The 25,122-nt window shown below is 64.1% G+C and carries 21 protein-coding genes and 1 pseudogene; 10 read left to right on the top strand and 12 right to left on the bottom strand.

The window, feature by feature from the left end; translation table 11 throughout:
- Nucleotides 1–308: 308 nt before the first annotated feature.
- The 3 genes from C8J42_RS17880 to C8J42_RS17870 form a co-directional block, all read right to left on the bottom strand.
- Nucleotides 309–911 carry an NADPH-dependent F420 reductase gene (locus tag C8J42_RS17880; protein ID WP_133021183.1) on the bottom strand — a complete coding sequence of 201 codons (603 nt, stop codon included), beginning with the start codon at nt 909–911 and terminating at the stop codon, nt 309–311.
- 26 nt (nt 912–937) lie between these two features.
- Entirely contained in the window at nt 938–1,705 is a 768-nt protein-coding gene (locus tag C8J42_RS17875) for an SDR family oxidoreductase (RefSeq protein WP_133021182.1), read from the bottom strand.
- Between the two features lie 63 nt (nt 1,706–1,768).
- Nucleotides 1,769–2,503 (bottom strand): SDR family oxidoreductase, encoded by a 735-nt coding sequence (locus C8J42_RS17870; RefSeq protein WP_133021181.1) that lies wholly within the window; start codon nt 2,501–2,503, stop codon nt 1,769–1,771.
- A 205-nt stretch (nt 2,504–2,708) separates the two neighbouring features.
- Between C8J42_RS17870 and C8J42_RS17865 the strand changes: the two genes are divergently transcribed.
- Nucleotides 2,709–3,629, top strand: a complete 921-nt coding sequence (locus tag C8J42_RS17865) for a LysR family transcriptional regulator (RefSeq protein ID WP_133021180.1) — start codon at nt 2,709–2,711, stop codon at nt 3,627–3,629.
- A gap of 48 nt (nt 3,630–3,677) precedes the next feature.
- On the opposite strand, the gene C8J42_RS17860 is transcribed toward C8J42_RS17865, so the two are convergent.
- Nucleotides 3,678–4,133 (bottom strand): SRPBCC domain-containing protein, encoded by a 456-nt coding sequence (locus C8J42_RS17860; RefSeq protein WP_133021179.1) that lies wholly within the window; start codon nt 4,131–4,133, stop codon nt 3,678–3,680.
- Nucleotides 4,134–4,740: 607 nt separating this feature from the next.
- Here C8J42_RS17860 and C8J42_RS17855 point away from each other — a divergent pair.
- Nucleotides 4,741–4,962, top strand: coding sequence for a hypothetical protein (locus C8J42_RS17855; RefSeq protein ID WP_133021178.1), 222 nt, complete (start codon nt 4,741–4,743; stop codon nt 4,960–4,962).
- Nucleotides 4,963–5,179: 217 nt separating this feature from the next.
- A complete protein-coding gene (locus tag C8J42_RS17850) occupies nt 5,180–6,196 on the top strand; it encodes an LLM class flavin-dependent oxidoreductase (protein ID WP_133021177.1) in 1,017 nt (338 codons plus the stop codon).
- Nucleotides 6,197–6,472: 276 nt separating this feature from the next.
- Here C8J42_RS17850 and C8J42_RS20535 read toward each other — a convergent pair whose 3' ends face one another.
- From C8J42_RS20535 to C8J42_RS17840, 4 genes and pseudogenes are all read right to left on the bottom strand, one after another.
- On the bottom strand, nt 6,473–6,610 hold the full coding sequence (locus C8J42_RS20535) for a hypothetical protein (protein WP_243644583.1): 138 nt from the start codon (nt 6,608–6,610) through the stop codon (nt 6,473–6,475).
- 157 nt (nt 6,611–6,767) lie between these two features.
- Nucleotides 6,768–6,881 (bottom strand): annotated as a pseudogene (locus C8J42_RS20690) (serine hydrolase); the annotation flags it as partial.
- 429 nt (nt 6,882–7,310) lie between these two features.
- The gene (locus C8J42_RS20220; protein WP_165895548.1) at nt 7,311–8,060 is read right to left on the bottom strand and encodes a hypothetical protein; all 750 of its coding nucleotides are present in this window, start codon (nt 8,058–8,060) and stop codon (nt 7,311–7,313) included.
- A gap of 84 nt (nt 8,061–8,144) precedes the next feature.
- Nucleotides 8,145–8,576 (bottom strand): hypothetical protein, encoded by a 432-nt coding sequence (locus C8J42_RS17840; RefSeq protein ID WP_133021175.1) that lies wholly within the window; start codon nt 8,574–8,576, stop codon nt 8,145–8,147.
- 309 nt (nt 8,577–8,885) lie between these two features.
- Here C8J42_RS17840 and C8J42_RS17835 point away from each other — a divergent pair, with 309 nt between their 5' ends.
- Together C8J42_RS17835 and C8J42_RS17830 are read left to right on the top strand one after the other, a co-directional pair.
- Nucleotides 8,886–9,584, top strand: a complete 699-nt coding sequence (locus C8J42_RS17835; RefSeq protein ID WP_133021174.1) for a response regulator transcription factor — start codon at nt 8,886–8,888, stop codon at nt 9,582–9,584.
- A 13-nt stretch (nt 9,585–9,597) separates the two neighbouring features.
- A complete protein-coding gene (locus C8J42_RS17830; RefSeq protein WP_133021173.1) occupies nt 9,598–10,974 on the top strand; it encodes an ATP-binding protein in 1,377 nt (458 codons plus the stop codon).
- A 357-nt stretch (nt 10,975–11,331) separates the two neighbouring features.
- Here the strand turns inward: C8J42_RS17830 and C8J42_RS17825 are convergent, their stop codons facing one another.
- On the bottom strand, nt 11,332–12,600 hold the full coding sequence (locus C8J42_RS17825) for a hypothetical protein (RefSeq protein ID WP_133021172.1): 1,269 nt from the start codon (nt 12,598–12,600) through the stop codon (nt 11,332–11,334).
- Between the two features lie 792 nt (nt 12,601–13,392).
- Here C8J42_RS17825 and C8J42_RS17820 point away from each other — a divergent pair.
- Nucleotides 13,393–13,992 (top strand): retropepsin-like aspartic protease, encoded by a 600-nt coding sequence (locus tag C8J42_RS17820; RefSeq protein WP_165895547.1) that lies wholly within the window; start codon nt 13,393–13,395, stop codon nt 13,990–13,992.
- 377 nt (nt 13,993–14,369) lie between these two features.
- Nucleotides 14,370–14,699 carry a multidrug efflux SMR transporter gene (locus C8J42_RS17815; RefSeq protein WP_133021170.1) on the top strand — a complete coding sequence of 110 codons (330 nt, stop codon included), beginning with the start codon at nt 14,370–14,372 and terminating at the stop codon, nt 14,697–14,699.
- A 291-nt stretch (nt 14,700–14,990) separates the two neighbouring features.
- Here C8J42_RS17815 and C8J42_RS17810 read toward each other — a convergent pair whose 3' ends face one another.
- Both C8J42_RS17810 and C8J42_RS17805 read right to left on the bottom strand, forming a co-directional pair.
- Entirely contained in the window at nt 14,991–16,415 is a 1,425-nt protein-coding gene (locus C8J42_RS17810; RefSeq protein ID WP_133021188.1) for an esterase-like activity of phytase family protein, read from the bottom strand.
- 25 nt (nt 16,416–16,440) lie between these two features.
- Nucleotides 16,441–18,822 carry a TonB-dependent receptor gene (locus C8J42_RS17805; protein ID WP_243644582.1) on the bottom strand — a complete coding sequence of 794 codons (2,382 nt, stop codon included), beginning with the start codon at nt 18,820–18,822 and terminating at the stop codon, nt 16,441–16,443.
- 958 nt (nt 18,823–19,780) lie between these two features.
- Here C8J42_RS17805 and C8J42_RS17800 point away from each other — a divergent pair.
- The 3 genes from C8J42_RS17800 to C8J42_RS17790 are packed head-to-tail and all read left to right on the top strand — an operon-like array spanning nt 19,781 to nt 24,499.
- Nucleotides 19,781–21,538: a type I secretion system permease/ATPase gene (locus tag C8J42_RS17800; RefSeq protein WP_243644581.1), complete on the top strand. Its 1,758-nt coding sequence runs from the start codon at nt 19,781–19,783 to the stop codon at nt 21,536–21,538.
- On the top strand, nt 21,535–22,908 hold the full coding sequence (locus tag C8J42_RS17795; RefSeq protein ID WP_133021169.1) for an HlyD family type I secretion periplasmic adaptor subunit: 1,374 nt from the start codon (nt 21,535–21,537) through the stop codon (nt 22,906–22,908). Before C8J42_RS17800 ends, C8J42_RS17795 begins: the two co-directional genes overlap by 4 nt.
- Nucleotides 22,898–24,499, top strand: coding sequence for a TolC family protein (locus C8J42_RS17790; RefSeq protein WP_133021168.1), 1,602 nt, complete (start codon nt 22,898–22,900; stop codon nt 24,497–24,499). Before C8J42_RS17795 ends, C8J42_RS17790 begins: the two co-directional genes overlap by 11 nt.
- Before the next feature lie 45 nt (nt 24,500–24,544).
- Here the strand turns inward: C8J42_RS17790 and C8J42_RS17785 are convergent, their stop codons facing one another.
- A complete protein-coding gene (locus C8J42_RS17785; protein ID WP_133021167.1) occupies nt 24,545–25,072 on the bottom strand; it encodes an AAA family ATPase in 528 nt (175 codons plus the stop codon).
- Nucleotides 25,073–25,122 lie beyond the last annotated feature (50 nt).

Raw genomic sequence — 25,122 nt, 5'->3', positions numbered from 1 at the left:
ATCTCTTCCGGCTTGTGCTTTTTCGCAGGCATTCGTCGTCCCTTCCTTGATCCAGACTCTCATAGTCGATGGACCGCTCAGAAGGGGGCAGCTCACCCCCACGATCGACGCACGTGAAGGAGGGGCTAACGCGTGTCAATCGCATTATCGTGCTGGAGGCTTTCGTCTGCCAGCAGATGGGTTTGGCAATTGGGCTGACCGCCGTATGGCGTCGCCCTCTAGGCGTCAGTCCGCCGAATTTCACGTAGCCGGTCTGTGTAAAAATCCCCGGTCAGCGCTCATGGCATTTTCGCCTCTCTCGCCGGTGTTCATCGGTCGAACCTGACCAGATCCTTGAAGATCAGCCGGCCCCAACTCTTGTCGTGCGCCTGAACGAGCAGCCCACCTTCCGAAAGCCCGCCAAGCTGGATCGGCGCGAAGCCGAGATCTTCGGCCAGCGCGCCGAGCTGCGCTGCCGCATCGTCGTCGTCGCTCGACAGGAACACGACGCGCCTGCCACCCTGTACGGCCGGGTCCTGGTCGAGCACGGCGGCGACCAGATGGTTGAAGCCCTTGACTACCCTGCTGCCGGCGAAGGCGTCCGCGACGACCTTGGCCGAAGGCCGTCCGCCCAGTTCCTCTGCGGACACGCCGTACGCATTGGTCACATCGACGATAATCTTGCCCTGCCAGTCCGGCAGCGCCTTCGCGACATCGGGGTGCGATTGGAAAAGGACGGCCAAGAAGATGACGTCCGCCTTGACCGCCTCGGCGAGCGTCGTGGGCGTGATGCCGGAACCGATCGCTACCGCGGTCGATGCGAAGCTTTCCGGATCGCGCGTGGTGGCGACGGATACCGCGATCCCCTTGCGGGCGAACGTTTTGGCGAGGGTTTGGCCGATCTCGCCGAACCCGATAATTGCGTAGGTCATGATAGTCTCCTTGGGGTTTCGGACGGTCACAGCTTGTAGCCGCCGCTTGCTTCGATCGTCTGGCCGGTCACCCAGTGGCCGTCGTCGGATGCCAGGAACGCCACGACGGCGGCGATTTCCGAAGGCTCGCCAAAGCGTCCCAGCGCGATGTCGGCCTCGACCGCCTTCACGAGTGCCGGATTCTCCCGGAAGGCCGCGTTCGCGTCGGTCCGCGTGAAGCCTGGCGCGACCGCGTTCGCGGTGATCCCACGCGGCCCCAGTTCGGACGCAAGCGCATGCGTCAGCGTGTTGATCGCGGCCTTGGCCATCGAGTAGATCGGCGCCGTCGTTACCGGCTTCGTCGCGGCGGCCGACGAGATGTTGATGATCCGTCCGCCATCGGCGAGGCGATCCATCGCGGCCTGCACGATGAAGAACGGTGCGCGCAGGTAGACCGCCATCAGTGTGTCCCAGCTGGTGGGCGTCGCGTCCTTGAAGCCGATCCAGCCGGCATTGCCCGCATTGTTGACCAGGATGTCGAGTGTTTTGCTGCCGTTCCGCTGGGTGAACTCGTGGTCGAGCGTGTCGAACAGGACTGGCACGGTTGCCGGGTCCACCAGGTCCGCAGGAATCGCGAACGCAGTACCTCCCGCGTTTTCGATGGCCGCGACTGCTTCGTCCGCGCCGGATTTGCTGGCGTTGTAGGTCAGCGCCACCGTCGCGCCGTCGCGTGCGAGACGTTCGGCGATCGCGCGGCCGATGCCACGCGATGCCCCGGTAACGAGCGCGGTCTTTCCCTTGAGAGGATGGTTCACAGTATTTTCCTTCGTACTTGGGTGCAGGTGCCGATCACGCGAGCGATCGGCGGGTGGGATGCGTCAGAGCTGCGCGAGGCCACCGTCGACGGCGAGCTCGCTGGCGGTCATGAAGCTGCTGTCCGACGATGCGAGAAAGGCCGCGGCTGCCGCGATCTCGGCCGGGTCGGCCATGCGCAGCAGCGGGGTCATCGCGCCGTAGGCCTTCTGGCCCTCCTCGCCGAGCGCGGCCTTGGCGAGTTCGGTCGCCGTCGCGCCGGGGGACAGGACGTTCACGCGGATGCCGGTACCCTTGAGGTCCTCCGCCCAGCTCCGCGCGAGGTTGCGCACGGCCGCCTTGCTGGCGCTGTAGGCGGTGAACCCGGGGGCGCCCGTGGTGCCTGCGCTCGATCCGGTCAGGATGATCGAACCGCCCTCGCGCATCAGCGGCAACGCCTTCTGGACGGTGAAGATAGTCCCCTTCACGTTGGTGTCGAAGGTCTCGTCGATGTGTTCGGCGGTGATCTGGCCGAGCGGAAGCGGACTTCCTGCGCCTGCATTGGCAAAGACGATGTCGAGCGTTCCGCGCTCGGCCTTCACCGCGGCGTAGAGCCGGTCGAGGTCGGACTCGTCGGACACCGAGCCCTTCACCGCGCGGGCATGCGACCCGATCTCCGCCACCGCGGCATCGAGCGCGTCCTGTCGCCGCCCATAGATGAAGACGAAGGCGCCTTCATCGATGAACCGCTTTGCCGAGGCGAGGCCGATACCGGTCGCGCCGCCGGTGATCACGGCGGTCTTTCCGTCTAATCTGGTCATGTCGTGCATCCTTGTTCGCCGACCGGGTGTCCGGCCGTCCGGGGATGTTCCCCCCGCGAGCCTCAACATGGGCCCGGCAAAGTCAGGCAGGGATTGTGGAATTCCGCACATTGGTGGTGCGGAAACGATCCACGGGATGCGTCGTGCGGAGATCCCGGCAGCTCGTGCTATAAAGAGTGTGCACCTTGCGGCGCGGGAATGCACCATGATCGACTGGGACGACGTTCGCTACTTTCTGGCCGCCGCGCGCGAGGGGTCGGTGCGCGCTGCCGCCAAGCGTCTCGCGGTGAACCATGCGACCGTGCTGCGACGTATCGCGCACCTCGAACAGCGGCTCGGCGCGCAGATGTTCGAAAAGCTGCCCTCGGGCTACCGCCTTACGACGGCGGGCGAGGAGGTTCTCGAATTCGCGCTGCAAATGGAATCCTCGTCGCACCAACTGGAGGCGAGGGTCTTCGGACGCGACCAGAGCGTGCGCGGGCTCTTGCGAGTGACGCTGACCCCGATCCTCGCAACGCACCTTCTGCTGCCGGATTTCGCCGATTTCGCGCGTCGGCATCCGGACATCGAAATGGAAATCCAGTCCTCCGGCGACCTCGCGAATTTGACCAATCGGGAGGCGGACGTCGCGATCCGTGTCGTCTACGACCGCAAGACCCTGCCGCTCAATCTACACGGATTGAAGGGACCGGAGCTGTTCGGCGGCGTCTACATCGCCCGCGATCGGCTGGCTGCATGGCGCGCGGGCGCGTCCGATACCAAGCGCGCGGGCGCGTCCGATCCCCTCCGCTGGATCGTCATCAGCACGCACGGCATTCCGGATTGGGCGAGCGAAGGCGATGTCCGTACCATCGCGGTTCCCTTCAGGGTCACCGACGCAGGCGCGGAGATTGCTGCCGTCCGGCAAGGGCTCGGCATCACGACGCTGCCATGCTTTGTCGGCGATGCGGACCCGCTGCTCGAAAGAGTGCCGGGCACCGACCTGCACCTGTACGGAACGCTCTGGGTCCTGACGCAGGGGAACACGCGCAAGACGAAGCGCGTGCGGCTGTTTACGGAGCACGTTTCCGGTAGGCTAGCCGCCTACGCGCCGCTCCTGGCGGGAATGTCAGTATCGGGCGATTGATGCCCGACCGTCTTCAGGCCGGAGAAAGCAACTCTATAGAGGTGGCTTTTACAGCGCACCTCCCTCGGCGAGCGTCTGGAGTTGATCAGCCATCGCGCCCCAGCCGCCTTCAAAGTCCATCGAGCGATGCTGCTCCAGCGCCTCGTCGGTCCAGTGGCGCGCCGTGGCGGTGAAGAGGGTGCCGTCCCCGTCCGGCGCGATCTCGAACAGGCCGACCATGAACGGGCCGCTCGGCTTCCAGCCGGCCGTGAAGGCGTCGGTGAACACGAAGCGGCGGTTCGGCTCATAGTCGAGGACCACGCCCTCGTTGGGCATCTCCTCGCCATTGGGTCCATGCATTACCACCAGACTGCGACCGCCAGGGCGCCACTCGATATCGCGTGCTTCTGCGCGCCAAGGTCGCGGACAGAACCACTCTTCGAAGCGGTTCGTCATAGTCCGCCAGACCGTCTCCACGGGGGCGGCAATGCGTCGCTCGACGCTGAGTTCGCGGCTATCGCTCATCGCTCGTCTCCTTTGCATATTAGTATCGCATATCGCTTCAGTGATGCCCGCTATCGCGGGCGGCTTGCGGCTTGCGGGTAGCCGGCAGCCTCCGTGACGACGAAGCCTCCGTGCAACATTGCCTGCAAATGAAGCGCAAGGTTCGTAATATCGATGTCGGCGTTGAGCGTGCGCGCGTGTGGCCAATGCTTACGCTATGACTTCAAACCGCTCGCATTGATCGCGCGCCGGGCAGAGATAACGCGATCACCATAGAGTATTGCCAAGGATCGATGGACGGCCTTGGCGCACCTGTCGTTCGCCAGAGCCGACGCCTGTCGCTCGGCTTGTTCGCGCTTCTTGCTATAGGCGAGGTCGTAATCTTGAACGTTAGGCATGGCAGGCACTCGGCACTGCGGGCGGAAGCTGATCCAGCTTTCTATCGTCACCGTGCTCGCGGCAAGGGTGATGGCGACGTCGCAGTATACGCCGATGCGGCTTGGGGAGATACAGCGGTCGCGCTGTCTGGCTCGCGCTATGTTCCGTCTGCCGCGTATCGGGCGGCCGGCCATGTTGGTGAAGCCCGCGAGGCCTACATCGGGTCTCAGTCCCATTGAGGTGCCTCAGCATGTCGCGATCGACCAGTCCCTTGTTCGTGGATGCCGTGATCGATTGCATGGGCGAGGGGAGGGCGCCCACGCATGAGGAGATGATGATCGTCGCGCAGCATATCTGGTCCGATGGCGCGGCATCCCGTTCCGCGTTCGCCTGGAACAGCTTGTCGGTATCCTCGCCCGATCGTCTCTGTTCGATGCGGGCGGCGGGTCTGGCCTTGCACGGCTCGCGGTAACCTGCCGATGGCGGCGCGCGCGTGTCTGCCGGGATGGATCCCGCGTACGGCAAATGAGCGGGGATGGTCTTGCGGCGTGGTCGCTCGTCGCCGCCAAACCAGAATAGCTCCGTTTCTCGCCGTTGCCGCGACGCGGCGTCATCGGCACCCTATCTAGACGATACGAAGTCAGCTCGCCGCGACCAGCCTTGACGGCGATGAACATCAGGATTGCGCCATGAAGAAGATCGGGTTCCTGTCGTTCGGCCATTGGTCATCATCTGCCCAATCCGCGACGCGGTCCGCCTCGGACGTGTTGCTGCAGTCGATCGATCTTGCCATCGCCGCCGAGGAATTGGGCGCCGACGGCGCGTATTTCCGCGTTCACCACTTTGCCCAGCAACTTGCATCGCCCTTCCCGCTGCTGGCCGCTGTCGGCGCCAGGACCAGCCGGATCGAGATCGGCACCGGCGTGATCGACATGCGCTACGAGAACCCGTTCTACATGGCGGAGGACGCGGGTTCGGCCGACCTGATCAGCGGTGGCCGCTTGCAGCTTGGCATCAGCCGCGGCTCCCCCGAGCAGGTGGTCGAAGGGTGGCGTCACTTCGGCTACGCACCCGCCGAGGGCGAAACCGACGCCGACATGGGCCGCCGGCATGCCGAGGTGCTGCTCGATCTGCTCAAGGGCGAGGGGTTCGCCCAGCCCAGCCCGAACCCGATGTTTCCCAATCCATCAGGGTTGTTGCGTCTCGAACCGCATGCACCGGGCTTGCGGCGGCGCATCTGGTGGGGTTCGTCGTCGAACGCCACCGCGGTCTGGGCCGCGCAAAACGGCATGAACCTGCAAAGCTCCACGCTAAAGGCGGACGAGAGCGGCGAACCGCTCCACGTCCAGCAAGCCAAGCAGATCCGGCTCTATCGGCAGGCTTGGAAGGACGCAGGCCATGATTGGGAGCCGCGCGTGTCGGTCTCGCGCTCGATCTTCGCGCTGATGAACGATCGCGACCGTGCCTATTTCGGGCGTGGTGAGAGTAGCGACCAGATTGGCGTAATCGACAACATGCGTGCCGTGTTCGGCCGGTCCTATGCGGCCGAGCCAGACCAACTGATCGAGCAGCTCCGCACCGACGAGGGCATTGCCGAAGCCGATACGGTGTTGCTCACGGTGCCGAACCAACTCGGCGTCGACTACAACGCGCATGTACTCGAGTCCGTCCTGACCCACGTCGCGCCAGCGCTTGGGTGGCGTTGAGGTGGCGCGGGGCACCGCTCTTCGCCTGGCTGCACGTTTGACAGTAAATGTCAGAGGGCAATTGAAGGTTAACGATGACGATGGAAACGGATTGTGGATGAGTGTCTGAAGTTGGGAAGCGGGAAGGGTGCCGAATGTCCGTATATGGGGCGTCGTTACGGCGACGACCCTCTCGTCATGCAGCCAATTACCACATGACGACGGCGCTCGAGACGTCCCGCAGCACTGCTTCCTGGTCCTGCATCTATGATTGTGCGTTAGTATAGTAGGCGCTTATCAGTAGAAGCGCGATGCCCGGACGTTTGGCGAAAGCGACGTCATCGCAGTTGCCGTCGCCTGCACCTGTTCCGTCGCCAGCGATCCAGTTGTCGGAAAAACTGGCAACCGGGAGCGACCGACGATGTTGTCTTCCATCCAGCTTTCCCACAGCCGCCGCCCGCGGCGGGCAGCACCGGACCGAGTATGATCCGCCGAATTTCGGTAATCGTGCGCGGTGTCGAACTGTCTGCGGGGAGGGCCGGTCGGTCAAGTGGCCCTCGTAATTCTCGATGTGCGTAACCCGGTCGCCGATGCTGCGTAAGACAGCGGTAAGGCCAGCTGGGCCGCCGGCGCGGCGCAACAGCAGATTGGCTGCCGCGTTGTCGCTCCGGTACATGATCGCTTCGCACATCTCGCGTACACTCATCGAGCCTCGGGCGACATTGGCCCGTGTCACCGGTGACGCTGCCATGAGATCGGAAGGATCGTAGCACCGGAGAATTCAAGCTGTCTCGGCCCGCCGAAATATTGGACAGGACAAAGGCCGATAGTAATCTCTTGAAGCTGCTCATGAGCTTGAATGGCTCATCGGCGCGGTATCGAAGCGTTCTCCCGGTCTGCGTGTCGAGCGCATAGACCCCAAGCCGTTGGCCATAGCGACGTTCTAGCTTTGCTAGTGGCGCGGTACCAAGAACCGTCCCGTGCCGCCCATCCGCAATCACGGCCGCCCCTGGCGTCGCCAAACATCGCTCGCCACCGGGAAGCATAGGCAGGCGAGTTGACGGTAGACGCGTGATAGGGATTGTTACCATGCGCGGCCGGGGGGCAAAGCGCGATCGAACACGAACTGGTGATCTCAAGGGATACGGAGCGCGGTATAGGCGTGCGCGAGGAGTTCGGTGGTATTTTCGCGCGCGTGGCGTTCTGCCCACCAATGCCCCGGCGGTGTTGCCGATCGTTCGAACAACCACGGCGCGGGTTGCCGCCGGGGGCCAAACTCGTCCCACGGGCTTGAGAACAACACGACGCGGTTCACGGGGAACCTCTTGGCGATGAACGCCGCCATGCCGGCGCCCTGCGACAGTCCGGACACCACGATCCTCGGCCATAAGGGTCTGCCGCCCGCGTTCAGATACCCCGCCCATCCGAGTTTGGGATGCTTGCGATCGAGATAGCGGAGCACGGCGGTCAGACGCGACACGACGCTTTCGGCAGGAGGATTCGACACCGGTCCCGCCCCGCCGAACACACGTGCGGTCCGGAACCGCGCGGAACATTGCGGGGCGCGCGGGGGACAGACCTGGGCCACCGCGGGCGTGTTGTTATACGGCAGATAGAGGACGCGGTATCCTTGGCCCGCAATCGTCCTCATCAGCAGCATCGGCGCGTGCTGTCCTCCGTTTGTGCCCGGGAGGAACACGACCAACGGCGCATCTCGTGTGGCCGGCCCTCCGTTCAGGACCACGTTCGGGTCGTTGAACCGCTGGATGCGCGGGTCCGCGGCCGACGGCAAAATCCGCTCGACATCGCTCTGTGCCGAAGCGCTGGACGTTGTCAGGATCACGACCAGCGCAGAAACGACCTTGTGGGAAGAATGCTTTCTCACGCTAACACCTCGGATTGCGATGATCGTCGAGGATCGTGGGTGGTGGGATCCTCGACCCTCCAGCCAGCAACAAGCGCGCATGCCTTACCGGCGCACCAGCTTGAGCATGCCACCATCATACCAGGTCAAGGCTAGCACCCCGCCCGCGCCTCGGAAGACCACGGGGTTGTCACCGGGGCCCCAGCTGCCGGATCGGCATTTGATTGCGAAGGTCGTCGGCCGTGGCATGCCGAGCTTGCGAAGTTGCACGCGTAGCTCTGCCGGCGCTGGTTTGTCGACCCGCACGAACTGTGGGTTCGCGCAGGCATCGTGCGTCGCCTGCGGCTGATCCCAGACAAGACGCGTTCGGGAAAATGTCAGGCGCTTGCCCATCAAACTCGGATCGTTGTCGCTAAGGGCTTGCACACCCTCGTCGTCAACCGCGACGCCTGCCACCTGCCAATGGCCAGCGAACGCCGTCACATCGGCCCTGGATTGCGCGGTCGCCGCTGGTACCGCGAGGATCGCGATCACCATTGCGATATCCAGGACGCGTGCTTTCCTCATTCGCTCTCTCCTTGTTGAAGCCCGTCGACGCGGTACATCTCAAGCGCAGTCACGTCGGTCGTATCGCAGGGATGGATCTTGGGGCGTCTGGGACGATCGTATCATCGCCCCTTTCCAGTACCGTTCCGCTCGAATGTCACTTGCCGGCATGGTCACTCGTCTCCGAAGTCGATGCAGCGTTTTGAAGCGTGTCTGTATCCGAGGCATGACAAATCAACGACTTATGTAACATTTTGTCATGTGGCTTGCCTTCGGGCGGTCGCTGGTCTTCAGTCAGACATGACCGATCGTCCGATCGTTGCCGTCTGCGAGGACGATGCCGACATCCGTGAACTGCTCGCGGCCTCCCTTGCCGCACAGGGCTTTGTCGTGGAGACCGCAACCGATGCCGTGGCACTCGACAGCGTGCTCGCGAACACCAAAGTGTCGCTGGTGGTGCTGAACTGGATGTTACCCGGCGAGAACGGTCTGTCTGTGTGCCGACGCCTGTCCGCCGGTAATGGTCCACCGGTGATCATGCTCACCGCACGGGACGAGGATGGCGATCGCGTTGCGGGACTCGACGGCGGTGCGGACGATTATGTATCCAAGCCGTTCAACCCCCGTGTCTTGCTGTCGCGGATCAAAGCTGTCCTGCGGCGTGGCGGTGCTCAGGTGGACGGTGATGTGCTGAGGGTTGCCGATCTGACGATCGACCCGGATGCACGGCGGGTTATGCTGGACGAACGTGACGTTGCGTTGACGGCGTCCGAATATGACCTGCTGCTCTGCTTCGTACGCGCGCCGCAACGGGTGTTGTCGCGTGATCAGCTTCTGGATGCCACCCGGGGCCGTACCGCCGACATGTTCGACCGGACAATCGATATGCAGGTGAGCCGGTTGCGCCGTCGATTGGAGGAGTCGGGTAACGAGGTCGCGGTACTCATTCGCACCGTCCGCAACGCCGGCTACATTCTCGCCGCCTCGACACGCCGTTGATAACGAGGTGGCGATGAGAGGGCGCTTCGACCTGTTCGGACGGCTGTTGCTGATCCTCGTCGGCAGCGTGCTTCTCCTGGGTGCCACCAGCGTGACACTCATTCTCGTCCACGACGAACTGCGGCCCCGGCGTCCATCGACCTTTCCCCGCGTTCGGCAGGCGGCGGGCATCATCGACCTCGCGGTCGGGCCGAGTGCACCCTTGCGTCAAATTCTGCTGCGGGCGGCCAACGGGTCGGATCTATCCGCGGTCATTCTGGCCACCCCGCCGCCGCCTGGCGAGTTGCAGCGCGCGCCGAAGCTCACCGCAAAACTGAAGGGGTTCATAAGAACCATCACACCGGTGATGGCTTACACCGATCCTCGCTACCGGCCTATTCGCAGAGGCAGCCCGATCGAAGGCTTTCTGGCGCGGGCAATCGCTCGCCTGCCCGACGGCAGCGTGCTGGTGCTGACAACCAACGCGACCGGGGACCAAGAGCGACCGCGCCTGTTCGGCCTGCCGGCCAGCCTCTGGATGGGGGTTCTTGCGGTTATCGTCGTGCTGCTGGCCTTGTGGTTGACGGCACGCGAGACGCGGCCGCTCCGGGACCTCGTACGGGCGACCCAACGTTTCGACGGGACCGCCGTCACGACGGCGATGACGCTAGTTGGCGCTGCTGACATCCGTCGTACGGCACAAGCCGTGACCGCCATGCAACGACGCGTGATCGACCTGCTGGGAGAGCGATCCTTGATGATCGGGGCCATCTCCCACGACCTTCGGACGCTTCTCACGCGTATGCGTCTGCGGGTCGTGGTGCTCGACGACCCGGCGCGCTCAAAGCTGGAAGCCGATCTGGATGGCATGGACGCCATGCTTGCCGACGCGCTCGCCTTTGCGCGGGGCACGACCGGCAGCGTTCGCGACCACGTGGACCTAGCCGACCTGGCAGCCGCAGAGGTGATCGAGCGGGAAATGCGCGATACCGCCCCCGAAATAACGACGGACCTACATGATGCACCCTGCCTCGGCGATGCCCACGCGTTGGGCCGCGTGATCGCCAATCTCGTCGACAATGCCCGCAAATACGGCCGCGGCCGGATACACTTGTCCGTTACGCGAAGCGACCGAGCGGTCCACCTTGCTGTAGAGGACAATGGTTCTGGAATACCGCTCGATCAGCGCTCTGCAGTCCTCGCGCCTTATTATCGGGGGGACGATCCTCAGCACCGCCGACTTGCAGGATCCGGGCTGGGATTGGCGATCGTTCAGCAGATCATGCGCGCTCACGGCGGCTTGCTGACGATCTCCGATTCCAAATTGGGTGGTGCGAAGGTTGCGGTGCAGTTGGATTGTGATCAGGCGTCGCGTGACTGTGACAACCGAACAATCACTGACGTCGGGTGACCAGGCCCCGCAATTCGCCAAACGGACCGTGCTAATCTGGTGGCGTTCAAACACTCGGAACAGCCAGCGCGCTTGCCGTATCGTGGGCGAAGACTGGCATTCGTTCGCCGTGACGATGAGTCCATCCAAAACGTCCACCGCATCACGGGTTTAGCGGACGTCCGTCGCTCCATCCAGTTCGTCCGTCGTGCATGCCGCCCATCCAATTTCGAGAGGTAAGGGCGCGGACTAGCGCGTCAATCGCCCGAACGCGCCGACAAAGGTTCAGCAGTAGCTGTTGTTGACGCAACGAACGGGAAGTGGGCCGTGTCTATTTGGATGACGAAGCGGGGGGGGGGGGCGTTGCTCCTGAAATCACTAGTGTACGGCCGCGTGAGGCGCATCACCGACCGTCGGATGCCATGCATACCTCAGACCGCTGTCCTTCACATTCGGTCCAGTGTTCGCCACCATAGCAAGATGCGGACCGAAGGCACCGGATACCGGCCTGACGATTTCACCACCCAGCACTGTCCGATCGAATAGTGCGACTTCGTGTCCGCCTCGCTCCGCACGCAACCACGCTTTCCACGTGACCAAGGTGATAGGTTCGCCTTTCAGACGCTTTTCGAACAGGGGGCGCAAGGCCGTCAGCAGTGTACGCCGGCCGTTCGAGTTCGTCCTGATCGCGTGATCCAGGTTGGCGAAATACATCATGCCCCGGCCATAAGGAACGCGCCGGACGCTCTCACGCGAGAAGGGGGCGGAATCAATGCGCGACTGCGCCCAGTTCCGCGCTTCGCTGCCGTAATACTCGGCGGCCTTTCTGTTTATCTCCTCGGCGCACTCCGACCACGGGCGCAACCCCGTCTCGCATGGCAGGGTCGCAGAGATATAGACGGTCAATCCCTCGACGAACCATGGTGCGGCGCTGTCGTCGAAATATCCTACCCAGTTGTGCGTCATCTCGTGCGCGATCGTGGTGCGAAGCCCGCTCTCGCTCTGATCGGGCAGGAAAGTCGGCGAGCCGACGGTGATCAGGCTGGCGCCATTCGCGACAGAAGCTGTGCCGGTCGCATAGGACGGTGCGTCGAGTGTCCGGATCAGCAGCAGGTATTGCGTAACACCGAGATATCCGAACGATCGCGAGAGGACGCGATACGTCTGACCGGCCCACGTCATCATCGCACGTGCGTCAAAGGGGGGATGGCCGACCGTATAGGCGTTGAAGTCGTGGCCATAGGCCGACTGACCCGCCATCAACGGTCCCGCCAGCAGCCAACGATCGAGCAACGAGTCTGACGGTCCCTGTATCGTGATCGTGCCGAGGCCACCGGCCATCACACCGCGCGAACCCTTCACCATTTCCGACAGATCCCACCTCAGCGTGATCTGACGAACTTCGGGTAGTTCCGGCAGCATGAGCAGACTGCCGGTGTTGCCGCCCAAGCCGTAGCCCGCCGCCTTGACACCGAACGGCGGTCCGCCCTGTTCAAACGGCGTCACCTTCATTCGGTAGCGCACCGTGACCAAGCCGGACACGGCGCGTGCTGTCGTCCAGCGTCGACCAGGATTTTGGTCCGGCATGATCCAATCGGCCGTTTGCGCAGCGACGGCCCCCTTTTGGTCGGTGATCGTAAGATCCATGACAGCCCCCGCGACGGGAACCATACCAGCGAAGCGCAATGGCGCGACCAGCGACAGAGGGGCTGGCGATCCGCGCCGCGTTATGCGTTGCTCAACCTCCACACCGATTACTTTGCGAGCGGGATCAGTCTTGGGTCGAAATGTTACCGCCAATGAGGACGATTGTGTTGTGGCAGTGTTCGATATGGGCGAAGCGGGTGCCAGCCATGCTGCCGGCGCTAATACCAAGGCGAGGCTCAGCCTCGCAGCGATCGAGATCGACGAATGCATCCTTGTCATTCCTGTCTGAAAACGGGGAGGGCGATCTCTTGGTAGTCACGGCAGTCGTCCGCGCAGGTTGCGCAATCGTGATCAACGGACGCCAGCCACCGCCCTTGTGACGTGCATCGATTTTGCCAGCGATGGGGACTAAAAAGCATGGTTTAAGAGCGTCGTAGTCCGTACGAGAGATGCCGACTAAAGCATGCGCTGGCGTTAGATGATATAGCATACCTCTGATCGGAGGCGTGAAGTTGAAATCGAGAGTTGGTCCCGCTTCAACCTCTGCTGCGGGGGGAGCGCAGTCGCGGCAATCCTGCTCGGCGGATCCATTCCCGCCCAGTCACCGCGTCGCTCAACCGTGGAGGTTGCAGCGCTCATCGAAGACGCTGCCGCAGGTGACCGCGCACCGATCGCGGCTCGGAATCCCTGCACGTATCCAGCTGGAGCGCGGATGAGACGGCCAGCATGCCGCAGGAACTGGGGATCGCGAGTCTGCTCGCCAAACAACCTCACCAGGCAGTCGCTGGAGGAATGCCGGCCAGTATCTCGACGATGCGCGACAAGGCAGGCCTCGTACGCGCGGCCGTGGTGATCAGTGGTCTGACGCAGAATGCCATTCTTGACACAGGTGCCAACCTGTCGGTCATGTCGGCATCCGCTGCGAAGCGACTGGGGTTGCGCATACGCGATGGCGCGGGGAGGATCGCCAGCCCCAGTTCAGGCCAGATCGTCACACGCGTGGCGGTCGCCGATCGGCTCATCATCGCCGGTGTCGAACTGGCGCATGTCGCCTTCTTGGTCATGGACGATGCGCAGCTCGGTTTTCCGATTGCGGGGGGCTATCAGATCAACGCGATCTTGGGATTTCCGGTTTTCCGTGCGCTCGGCCGAGTGCGCTTCGACCGGGCGGGGGGATTTGCCGTGGGAAGGTCGACGGGCCCCGCACTGGCGGGCGATACCCTGCGCGCAAACGGGAATGACCTGTACGTGCTTGCGAACGTCGACAAGGTCCCCGTGCCGCTGCACCTTGATACGGGCGCTGCGAGCAGCGGACTCACCAGCCTGTTCGCCAACCGCGATCCGCAGTTGATAGGGGGATTGGCGTGCGGGTTGGAAAAGATCATGGGGTAGGTGGCAATACGATCGTTGCGCAAACCGCCATATGGAGGGATGTCGGGATCGCGGTCGGCACGGCATCGACATCATTGCGGCAGATCAACATCGCTCGCGATCCGCCAGCAGGCAGGAAGGAGAAAAGGTTGGGCGCGATCGGCCAGGATATACTTGGAACTTTCGCGTCCTACACTCTAGACTTCGACACTATGAGCTCCGAACTGGGGAAACCGACGGGATACGTCTCGAAAATTTCAGCTTCCCGCTCGCGACTTCGCACCCCGATAGCAGATCTACGAGCCTCACGCTGCCGGCGGTACCGGCAATGGTAGGGCTCCCGCCAAGGGTGGTAGGAGCCGCAAATTGGCCGCATTTTGTGTGCTAGCGGATCGTGCATGAACTATTTCATGCTAGCGATCGCGATTGTCTCCGAGGTTTGTGCCACGACTGCAATGAAGCAGTCCAATGGTTTCACTCGCATGCCTTGGACGTTCGTTACCGTCATCGGCTACGGTATTGCATTCTACTTTCTGTCACTGACCCTTCGTACGATCCCGACAGGCATTGCATACGCTATATGGTCAGGCGTCGGCATCGTCCTGATTTCAACGGCTGCATGGGCATTCCAGGGTCAAAAGCTCGATGCCGCGGCTGTCATTGGCATGGGCCTAATAATCGCCGGCGTCATCGTCATGAACGTTTTTTCGAACGCTTCAGGCCACTGAGGCCGGCTGCGGCTTTCTTCTCGTTATGCCAGCAGCTAGTTGATCCGACCGTCACCTGCTTCTGCTCACCAGATGAACGGACGGATGAAGCGGGGAAGCATGCGGAGGCGCTCGAATGGCCGGGTATGGGGCTCCGCGTTCTCCTACGTCTATTCGGTTCGTTGCGGCAGGTCGGCAAGGGGCTTACTTCCGGAGCCCCCAAGGAGCGGCTGACGGATCCGCTTCTTGGGGGCTCCGGGCTCTGTTCGAAATCGCGAATTCGGCGAACACTTGCTGAGCGCCGCTCGGTAGTCACATCGGGGCTGGCAGCGCCACGCGGTAGACCAATATTCGGTTATCGTTGTCGACATCGGAATCGCAGGATTGGCCGGACATCTGGCAATGCCGTGCAATGAAGTCGTTGTCGTTGCCGACGAGCAGGAAATAATCGTTTGGATGGCCCTGCTCCAGCACAGGCACGAGATCCATCGCCTCCCATTTTTCAGACAGGTCCGCGACGGTCAGTCCGACGCGTGCCAGCTGGACCGGGTTGAGCATGTTGATAAACTCGACCCGGTTGGTCGGGACGATGCCGGTTTTCAACATCGTGCCGGCCGGGGTCCGCAACACGGACGCTGTGCCGGTCTCGTATGGCGTACCAGCAAGATTGGTCGCGCCGGTGGTATCGACGAGTAGAATGCTTTTGTAGACGATGGGCGTCGTCTTCTCCGCGCCGCGACCCGCGGCATCGCGTGCAAGCATCAGGAACCGGTGGTCATCGAGCGCGAGGATCTCGCTTTGCGCGGCGGTACGATTGACCGCGCTGCCATCACCTCGGTCGGTATAGGCGGGCAGTTGCACCACGTGATGCGCGATCGGGTGCGCCGGCGTCGGCGTGCGGCTCAGGTCATACAGGAGGACTCGCGTGTTGATCCTACCCGCGGCGTTGCCGGTGGCGCTGTCCTGCATGAGCGCGCTTTGCAGCGCCACGAACAGCGTGTGACCGTCGGGCGACAGTGACATGCCCTCCGGCCCCTGGTTGTTGCGCCGACCGGTGTAGGGCGCCTCCAACGATCCGAAATAGCTTCGTCCGGCGCGTTGTGGCGCGATCGCGGTGGGGGGACGGATCACGTCGCGCAGGCGACCCTGCCGATCGAAATAATAGATGTTCGCGGTGTATTCGTCGCCGATGTAGAAGCCGCCGTCGCGTGCGAATTGCAGCGATTCCGCATCGAACGATACCTTGCCGGCGCCCGTGCCGCTGGCCGGGGCGGGAAGAACGATGCCGCGCTCGGTAAGTGTGCCCGGCCCCGGATCGGCGCCGGTGAAGGGCTGGCCGCGAAAGTCCCGCAGTTCCAGGCCACCATCGGGTATGAGATCCAGCGTGCCGCTGGCCGGCGTGAAACGGACGCGGAAGCGGTTCAACCGTGCGGGATACTCGAAGAAGAGCTTGGCGGCGGGATCGTTGCGCCCCCGATCGGGCAGGGTCCAGAGCACACCTTCGTAGTGATCGCCGACCCGCTTCCAGCTGTCGCGCGCGATCTTCAGCGAGGAGAAGGAACCGAGCGTATCGCCGAGAAAATCGACCGTGTCCGCCGACAGTACACCTGCGCCGACCAGCCCTTGATCGACATAGGTCCGGCCGTGCAGCGAGACGCTGCGCGCGCCGACGGTCCGATCCTGATGGGGGCGGGTAATGGCCTCCTCGCCGCCAGCGAAGGCAGTGAGGAGACCCATCAGGATCAGCAGGGCCGGCAGGCGTCTAGAATGCAACGCCGAGGGTTCCGAAGACCTGCCGTGGTGCCGACGAATGGAATACCAGGATCGATCCCGTGGGGTCGCTCGGCGCGAACACGCTGCTGTCGAAATTGGAGGCATAGCGCTTGTCCGTCAGATTGGTGACGTTCAACGACAGCTTCGTGTTCTTCAACGGACCGAAGTCGTCGAAGCTGTAGCTGAGACCGAGATCCACCGTGGCATACCCACCGAACCCCTGGTCGTTCGTATAGGTATAATAGCGCTTGCCCGTATATTTACCCAGCACCGAAGCGGATAAGCCGCCCTGCGTCAGCGTCAGCATGCTTGAATAGAGCTGCTCCGGCGTATCGACCTGCTGCTTGCCATCGGTGGCATAGAGCACGCAAGTGGTCGTGCAGAAGTTCAGATCCTGATCATAGGTCGTCTTGTTCAGCGACGCCGAATTATACCACGTTACCCACGGTGCGGGCTTCAGTAGCACGCCCAACTCGACGCCCCGGGCGGTGACGCTGCCGGCGTTGTGGAAGGAATTGCCGCAGCCGGGGTTCTGCTGCTGGTTCGTCGGGCACGGGTTGTACTGCAGCAAGCGATCGTCGAACTTCACCCAATAGCTGGTCAGCGAGACCTGCAGCATCCCGCTGACATACCGATAGCCGCCCTCGACGCTGCGCGACGTTTCCGGCTTCAGCGTCGATCCCTGGACGTTCCAGATCGCCTGCGTCACCGATTGCGGCCCGAGCTTGAAGCCGCCCTGGTACATCGCGATGTTCTCGGCATAGCTCGCGAACAGTTCGTGCCCGTGCGCGACTTCCCAGCGCACGCCTGCCTCTGGAAGGAAGTAATCCTTCGCCACCAGCGTCCCCGTCGCGAACTGTGTGGATGCGGGCGGCGCGGCCTTGGCAATGCCGGGAACGGCCCGCGCCTCGGACCTGGAATAGGTGCCCTTGAAGCCGAAATCGAAGCTCAGCGTATCGTCGAGCAGCGACACCGTATCCTGCAGATAGAATTGCCGCGTCGTCCAGTCGGTCTCCTGGACCCACTGCGCCGTCGCCGGCTGGCCGCCAAGGAACTGCCCCAGGTCGAACGGGCCCTTCACGTCATTGCGAATATAGCGCGCCGCGCTGCTGGTGTTGCCCTCCGTCCAGACGCCCGCTTCGAAATGGTTGAAGCCGATCCGCCAGCTGAGGCTGCCGAGGATGCCGTCGCGGTCGATGGTATAACGCGTGTCCCGGATCTGCACCGGCAGGTCGTCCGCGGTGGTTGCCGTGCCCTGTGTCGAGAGCCCGGAGATGAAGTTGTTGCCGGCACCCTTGTCGGTGTGGCGATAGCCCTGAACACGCGCGCTCAGGCCCTTGGCGATCTCGATGTCCGCCGCAAGATAGAAGAGTCCGTCGTTCCGCAGGATCTGGCCGTTGGTGTAGGTGACGTCGCCGCTCTTCTCCGGCAGCACCGAGGGCGCACACTTGATCGGCGTCGTCGTCACGGCGCAGGCGTTGCGACTGAGATAGGTCTGCCAGTCGGGTGCGTAACCGCCGAGATCCCAGCCGCGGCGTCCCAGCGTTTCCTTGGACAGATAGGCATCGTCGGCCTGGTTGGTGCGCGAGATGTCCGCAAAGGCGGTAAGGCGGAAGCCGTCGGTCTTGTACATGATCTTGGCGTTGATCTGCTTGCTGGTCGATCGGGTATAGGCATTTTGATCGACGAACAGGTCCTGCCGGGCATATTGGCCCGAGACATAGGCCGACAGGCCTTCATACTCGCCGGTGTCGAGACGTACGAAAGTGCGCAGGGCGTTCTCGCTGCCGACGGTCTGGCTGATTTTGAGGCCAATATCCTTGCTCGGGTTGCTGCTGGTATACATCACCGCGCCACCGAGGTTGCTGGTCGAGGCGATGCCGAGACCGGCGATCCCCGTCGCGAGATCGGCACGACCCAAATTCTCCGAAATCAACGCGCGGCTGATCGTAAGGCCGTTGTAGTTGTTATAGGCACCGTCGCCGAGCGGCATCCCGTCGAGCGTGTAGCCGAGATGCGTCGTGCTGAAACCGCGAACCTGCAGCGACATCGACTGTTCGTTGAGGCCCAGCGCATCGATTGACTGCGCGCTGACACCGGGCAGCATGTTCAGCGCTTTCTGGATGCTGGTGCCGGGCGGCAGCGCGTCGAGGTTCGCCGGCAACAGCGTCGATACCGAGCGGGTTTCGCCGGCGCCGACCACGACAATGTCGGCGGCGGTGTCGGCATCTGCGGTGGTGTCGGCATTCTGGAACTGGGGGTCGGCAGACTGGGCATGCGCACCGGGCGCGAACGCAGTCAATGCGGCGGACGCCATCAGAACGGCGTAGCCGTAACCGCTGCGCAGTCCGCGGCGCGAAAAATATGTCATGGTGGTTCCCTGTCGCAGCAGCCGAACGGCCGCCCCCGTCGTCGCGGCTAGACGCTAGGTGAGTCATTTCGGTTACGAAACGGCGTCCTTCGGGTGACACCTTTGCAGGACAGATGTTCTGGGGCTTAAATCTGACGATCGACGAATGTCTCGATGTCGGGAGTTTCAAACGGATCGTGAACGACCGAAAGTAGGTCCCCCCGCCACAAGGCGCGACGGCTAGCAGCTGAGCTATGATTGGCGGCGTGAAGAAGCCCTGGTCGTTTCGGTACCCGAGAAGGACGTCGTTGCCGCCGGACCCAGCGCTTGAACCGGTCGCCGTCGAGGATCAGTAAGCGCGTGCGTGGGAAGCCGCCGTCGTTGCCCCACACGGCCGACTGCCGAGGGTGCGCGCAGGTCGCGAAGTCCTCAAGCTAGATCTCCCAGCTGCCGTTGGCGCGAAATCGGTTGGGGAGGGACGTGTTTCGGCAGAAGCGGCCGGACTAACAGCCGTATGCATGTAGATAAGCGCACGCGTCATTCCCGGCAAATAGGCAAAGCCGTCCCGCATTTCGAGGGTGTAGATTTGCCCCGTTTTGTCCGCCAGCGTCATCGAGAAACGTGAGGATCGCTTCAAACATGTTTCCATTGCTATGGTCGGAACGCCGGTCGGCAGAGTAATTTCGGCCGTGGTAAGTGATAATTTATTAGAGAAGCCCCTTTTGAACTGGGCGCAGACAGATCGGTAGAAGGGTAGCCTTTCGGATTGATGCCGCTCCGCCATCACCGTCGACCATGTTGCATGCCGTGGCAGACGTAATTGTCGAAGCGGATTACGTCAGCGACGGCGCAATATCGCTCGCGACCGCGCTTTGCCGGCCATAGACCAATCGGCAGGCCAACCGGCATGTGGAGCGTTCTGACGGTCGCAAGTGCCGGAGAAACCGTTCGTTTAACCTTTCGCGGCTAGATAGCCGTGATGCCGACGTTATCTTCAGCGCCTGCGACGGCAAACGCCAGTCGCCGCCAGAATGCCCTGGCTGGCGCAGTCCGAGGCTGTCGACGCCATCTGGCGTTCGCGGCGATTTTCTCCGGGCTGGTGAACGTCCTGTACCTCGTGCCGTCGATCTTCATGCTGCAGGTGTATGATCGCGTGGTGCCGACGCGCGGTGGTGCGACGCTGTTACTGCTCACGCTGATCCTCGTCCTCGCGCTGATCGTGTTCGCAATCCTCGATGCGGTCCGGATGCGACTGCTGCTGCGCGCGAGCATGCGGCTGGAGCGTCGGGCGGCGCCGGGCATCTTGCTGCGGATTCTCGGCACCGACGGCGCGACGATCGGCCAGCGTAGCCAGGCGATGCGCGACTTCGACACGGTACGCGGCACGCTGACCGGGCCGACGATCATCGCGCTGTTCGATGCGCCCTGGGCACCGATCTATATCGGCATCGCGTTCCTGCTCCATCCGTGGATCGGCGTACTGGCGCTGGTCAGCGCGCTGCTGCTCGGCGGGATCGCGATCCTCAGCGACCGGGTGACGGCGGGGGCTGCGCGCGATGCGCATGCGCGGGCAGTGTTGGCGACGCGCGAACAGGACGTGTCGATCCACGGGTCGGAGGTCGCGCGGGTGATGGGGATGCGCAACGCGCTGATCACCCGGCACCTGCTCGAACGCGCCGAACTCGTCCGCCGTCAGTCGGCGCTTGCCGGCACTGCGGGACAGTTTCTTGCGATCACCAAGTTCCTGCGGCTGTTGCTGCAATCGCTCGCGCTGGCACTCGGGGCGTTGCTGGCGATCCGGCAGGATATTTCGGGCGGTGCGATCTTTGCGGCGTCGCTGCTGCTGGGGCGTGCATTGCAACCGGTCGAGCAGATCCTGGGCGCGATGAAGCCGCTCGCCGCCGCGCGCAACGCCTATCGCGATCTCGATGCGTTTTGCGCGATGCCGGGGCCGGCGATCGATGCGACCGTCCTGCCGACGCCGGTCGGCCGGATCGACGTTCGCGGCGTCACCGTCCGCGCCGAAGCCAGCGATCGGGCGCTGCTGTCCGATATCAGTTTCGCGGTCGAGCCCGGCGAGATCGTCGCGCTGGTCGGTCCGAGCGGGGCAGGCAAATCGACCTTGCTGCGCGTACTTTCCGGAGCCTTGTCACCGGACACCGGCGAGGTACGGATCGACGGCGCAAATCTCGCGGACTGGAACCGCGAACAGCTCGGCCGCCATGTCGGTTACATGCCGCAATCGCCGTCGCTGTTCCCGACCTCGGTCCACACCAACATCTCGCGCTTCCAGTCGGTGCTGGCGGGCGAGAGCGAGCAACTCGACGCCGCGGTGGTCGAGGCGGCGCAGGCGGCGGGCGCGCACGAGGTGATCCTGGGCCTGCCCAATGGCTATGCGACGATGCTGAGCATGGCGGACGGATCGGGGCTGTCGGCGGGGCAGAACCAGTCGGTCGCGCTGGCGCGCGCGCTGTTCGGCTCGCCGACGATCCTGTTCCTCGACGAACCCAACGCGCATCTCGACAGCGACGGCGAAGCACGGCTGGTGACGACGTTGGCAGCACTGCGCGCGCGCGGTGCGACGGTGATCGTGTCGACGCACCGGACCGGGCTTCTGCAAGCGGTCGACAAGATCATGGTTTTGCGCGGCGGCACGATCCAGTTGTTTGACGAGCGGGCAAAGGTGGTGCGTCCCGCCAACGTCGCGTCCACGACGGCGACCGGAGGTGCACGATGATCCCCGCCGAACTGGCCAGTCCGGTCCCCGCCGCTGGTGGTGCGAGCCTCGGCGATCGCCTGCGCCTCGACGATTCTCCGCGTCACGCGATCCTGATCGGCGGACTGGTCGCGATCCTTTTCTTCGTCGTTGGGCTCGGCTGGGCAGCGTTCGCGCGGCTCGATGCGGCAGCGGCGGGCGACGGGCAGGTGGTCGTCGCCGGCAATCGCCAGACCGTCCAGCACCGCGAGGGCGGGATCGTCGCGGCGATGGCCGCGCGCGACGGCCAGCATGTCCGCGCGGGGGACGTCCTGTTCCGCCTCGAAGGCGCGGAAGTGACCGCAAGCGAACGCGCGTTGGCGGCCAGTGTCATCGACCTCCAGGCGCAGCGCGCACGGCTCGAAGCGGACGTTCGCGGTGGCGCGATCGTCTGGCCCGCCGAGTTCGCATCCGCACAGGGCGACGACCTGCGGCTGGTCGAGCGGGCGAAGTCGCTCCAGATCGCGCAACGCACCGCGCGTTCGGCTGCGCTCGCCGCCAACGGTGCGGTACTCCGCCAGCAGGCGGCGGCCGTCGCGCAGCAGACGACCGGCTTCAACGCACAGGCGCAAGCGACTGCTCGCCAGCGCGCATCGCTTCGCCAACAGTTGGAGAGCACGCGTACGCTCGCCGATCAGGGCTATGTCTCGCGCAACACGGTGCGGGCGATCGAGCGCTCGATCCAGCAGCTTGAGGGGACCGACGCCGACTATGTCTCGCGCTCGGCGGCGGCGCGCGAACAGATCGGCCAGACGCGCGCGGAGGGCGTCCAGACCCGCCGCAAATATGTCGAGGACAGCGCCACGCTGCTCCGCGACACGCAGTTCCAGTTGAACGAGGTGATGCCGAAGTTCGCCGCTGCGCGCGAGCAGCTGGCGCGGACGATCATTCGCGCGCCGGTGGCGGGCCGCGTCGTCGGGCTGCGCGTCTTCTCGGTCGGCGGCGTGATCCAGCCGGGGCAGGCGATCCTCGACATCGTCCCCGACGCCGCGCCGCTCGTGGTCCGCGCGAACTTCTCGCCCGGCGACATCGACGGCGTGTTTGCAGGGCGCGAAGCCGAAGTGAAGTTCCTGTCGCTGCACGAACGCGACCTGCCGATCCTGCTCGGCACGGTCCGCACGGTGTCCGCGGATTCGCTCCGCGACGAGCAGACCGGCCACAGCTATTTCAGCGCCGAGATCACCGTGCCGCGCGACCAGATCGCCAAGGTCGAGGCCGTCCGCGGCCGCGACACCGGCATCCGCGCGGGCGTGCCCGTCACCGTCCTCGTCAAGCTGCGGTCGCGCACCGCACTCGACTATCTCCTCGATCCGTTGACCGAGGCTTTTTCACGGTCGCTCCATGAACGCTGATATCCTTCGCCTCGCCGCCGTCGTGCTTCTGTTGCCGGCTGGATCCGCGGTCGCCCAGACGGCACCGGAGGCACGGTCCGCCGCGCCGGAAACGCTGGGGCAGGCGATCGCCGACGCGTATCGCAGCAACCCCTCGCTGGAGGGGCAACGCGCGCAACTCCGTGCGCTCGACGAGCAGATCGTCCAGGCGGGGGCGGCGTACCGGCTGACCGCGGGCGTCAACATGACGCTGCAATATCAGTCACAGGACCAGCGCGGCTTGCTCGGCGATTTCGATACGGCACGGGGGCGGATGGTCGGCGCTTCGCTGACCGCGTCGCAGATCCTGCTCAACGGCGGGCGCACCGCGGCGCAGGTGTCCGCGGCCGAGGCGACGGTGCTGGCGGGACGCGAACGGCTGCGCGAGGCGGAGAACGCGATCCTGCTCGAAGTCGTGGATGCGTTCGTGTCGGTGCGGCGCGACCAGGCACTGGTGGCGATCCAGCAACGCTCGCTCGATTCCTACGGACGTCAGGTCACGCAGGCGATCGCGCGCGAACGCGGCGGTGACCTGACCCGCACCGACATCGCGCAGGCGCAGGCGCAGCGCGAGATCATCCGCGCGCAACTGGCGCAGGCGACGGTCAACCTCCAGGCGAGCCGGGGGCGGTTCGCAGCCGTGGTTGGGCGCAATCCCGGTAGTTTGCTCGTCCCGCCGACGTTGCCCGGCCTGCCTGGCTCGCTCGATGCGGCGTTTGCGGTGGTCGAGAAGGAGAGCCCGAGCCTGTGGCAGGCGATCCTCGCCACCAAGGCGGGCGACGCGCGGATCGCCGCGCAACGCGCCGAACGCGCGCCGATCGTCGCGCTGTCGGGCAGTTATGGCTATGTAAGTCCGTATTCCTATCGCCTGCGTGATGCCGGTGCGCAGGCGACCGGTGGGGTCACCGTGACGATGCCGCTGCTGACCGGCGGCGTGATCGGATCGCGCGTCCGCGCCGCGGTCGCCGAACGCCAGCAACTCGGCTTCGAGGTCGAAACGGCGCGGCGTGCCGCTCTGGCCAACGCGCAGAACACCTGGAACCAGGCGGTGGCGGGCGGCGAGCAGATGGCGGCGGGGAAGCTCGCGACCGAGGCCGCGGAGTCGGCGCTCACCGGCGTCCAACGCGGGTTCGCGGAAGGGTTTCGCTCGAATTTCGAAGTGCTCGATTCGGAACAGCGGCTGCTGACCGCGCAACTCGTCTTCGTCAACGCGACCTATGGCGCCTATGCTGCGGAAGCGCGCCTGCTCGCGACGCTCGGGCGATTGCAGGCGGCGGCGATCGATCAGGCCGTGCCGAGCTACGATCCGGCGCAGAATACGCGGCGCATCCGGGCGAAGACGTTCGGGCCGTTCGATCCCGTGTTGGCGCCGATCGATCGCGCGCAGGTTCCGAGTGCCGCTGCCCGACCCGCACCCCAACTCGCACCCGCGACCGACGCGAGGATCAGGCCGGCGCTCGTACAGACGTTGCCCGGACCGGTAGGCACCGCCTTGCCGATCACAAGCGTTCCCATTCTGGCAGGCCCGGCGATCGGCGACCTCAGCGATACGGTCGTGACGGGTGGGACTTAACGCTTAAGTTGCTCCCTTTCCGTCGCGCGGCCCACGCGATTGCAACTATCGCTCGAGTCCTTCGGCACGGTAGAATCGCGCCAAGTCGCGCGTGGTCGACAGCATGAGTTTTGGCAGGACGACCTGGTCGAACAGTGCCGCGTACCGCCTGCGGTTGGCGGGTGTCGTGACCGCGATGTGTCGGATCATCGCCCATGTGACTCGGTCGCTGCCGCCGTCGAGTGCTCCGTGCCTCGTTCGGTCGAACCAGGATCGCCGGAGATAGCGCAGGAGGCTGGTCATCGTCGGCGCTTCGAGAAGTATCACGCACGTCGCCCGTCCGAGACGCTGCGACAGGCACCGCGAATAATTGCCGTCCATCACCCAGCGTGAGCCGGCGATAGCCAGGTCGTGCAAAGCTAGGAACTCGTCGTCCGGCCGCGGCTGCCAGTCGGTATTTGGCTGGTGGTGAAGCTGGTCGAGATGGATGGCGGGCAGACCGCGTCCCCGTGCGATCGCGGCCGCCAGCGTCGACTTCCCGCTGTTCGATGGCCCAAGGATGCACAGGCGAGGGCCGAGATCGTCGAGCGTCATGACCCGTTTCCTACGCCGATCACGGATCGTGCGGCAACAGCACGACCGAT

The organism is Sphingomonas sp. PP-CE-1A-559 (genome assembly GCF_004340965.1).
Lineage (GTDB): Bacteria > Pseudomonadota > Alphaproteobacteria > Sphingomonadales > Sphingomonadaceae > Sphingomonas.
This window is presented reverse-complemented; position numbering and strand designations above follow the sequence as displayed.

What these genes read in the sequence shown, in the direction of transcription:
- C8J42_RS17880 (WP_133021183.1), bottom strand. Translation starts at nt 911, where the DNA reads ATGACCTACGCAATTATCGGGTTCGGCGAGATCGGCCAAACCCTCGCC.
- C8J42_RS17870 (WP_133021181.1), bottom strand. Translation starts at nt 2,503, where the DNA reads ATGACCAGATTAGACGGAAAGACCGCCGTGATCACCGGCGGCGCGACC.
- C8J42_RS17865 (WP_133021180.1), top strand. Translation starts at nt 2,709, where the DNA reads ATGATCGACTGGGACGACGTTCGCTACTTTCTGGCCGCCGCGCGCGAG.
- C8J42_RS17860 (WP_133021179.1), bottom strand. Translation starts at nt 4,133, where the DNA reads ATGAGCGATAGCCGCGAACTCAGCGTCGAGCGACGCATTGCCGCCCCC.
- C8J42_RS17855 (WP_133021178.1), top strand. Translation starts at nt 4,741, where the DNA reads ATGTCGCGATCGACCAGTCCCTTGTTCGTGGATGCCGTGATCGATTGC.
- C8J42_RS17850 (WP_133021177.1), top strand. Translation starts at nt 5,180, where the DNA reads ATGAAGAAGATCGGGTTCCTGTCGTTCGGCCATTGGTCATCATCTGCC.
- C8J42_RS20535 (WP_243644583.1), bottom strand. Translation starts at nt 6,610, where the DNA reads ATGGAAGACAACATCGTCGGTCGCTCCCGGTTGCCAGTTTTTCCGACA.
- C8J42_RS17840 (WP_133021175.1), bottom strand. Translation starts at nt 8,576, where the DNA reads ATGGTGATCGCGATCCTCGCGGTACCAGCGGCGACCGCGCAATCCAGG.
- C8J42_RS17835 (WP_133021174.1), top strand. Translation starts at nt 8,886, where the DNA reads ATGACCGATCGTCCGATCGTTGCCGTCTGCGAGGACGATGCCGACATC.
- C8J42_RS17830 (WP_133021173.1), top strand. Translation starts at nt 9,598, where the DNA reads ATGAGAGGGCGCTTCGACCTGTTCGGACGGCTGTTGCTGATCCTCGTC.
- C8J42_RS17825 (WP_133021172.1), bottom strand. Translation starts at nt 12,600, where the DNA reads ATGGATCTTACGATCACCGACCAAAAGGGGGCCGTCGCTGCGCAAACG.
- C8J42_RS17820 (WP_165895547.1), top strand. Translation starts at nt 13,393, where the DNA reads ATGCCGGCCAGTATCTCGACGATGCGCGACAAGGCAGGCCTCGTACGC.
- C8J42_RS17815 (WP_133021170.1), top strand. Translation starts at nt 14,370, where the DNA reads ATGAACTATTTCATGCTAGCGATCGCGATTGTCTCCGAGGTTTGTGCC.
- C8J42_RS17810 (WP_133021188.1), bottom strand. Translation starts at nt 16,415, where the DNA reads ATGGGTCTCCTCACTGCCTTCGCTGGCGGCGAGGAGGCCATTACCCGC.
- C8J42_RS17805 (WP_243644582.1), bottom strand. Translation starts at nt 18,822, where the DNA reads ATGACATATTTTTCGCGCCGCGGACTGCGCAGCGGTTACGGCTACGCC.
- C8J42_RS17800 (WP_243644581.1), top strand. Translation starts at nt 19,781, where the DNA reads ATGCCGACGTTATCTTCAGCGCCTGCGACGGCAAACGCCAGTCGCCGC.
- C8J42_RS17795 (WP_133021169.1), top strand. Translation starts at nt 21,535, where the DNA reads ATGATCCCCGCCGAACTGGCCAGTCCGGTCCCCGCCGCTGGTGGTGCG.
- C8J42_RS17790 (WP_133021168.1), top strand. Translation starts at nt 22,898, where the DNA reads ATGAACGCTGATATCCTTCGCCTCGCCGCCGTCGTGCTTCTGTTGCCG.
- C8J42_RS17785 (WP_133021167.1), bottom strand. Translation starts at nt 25,072, where the DNA reads ATGACGCTCGACGATCTCGGCCCTCGCCTGTGCATCCTTGGGCCATCG.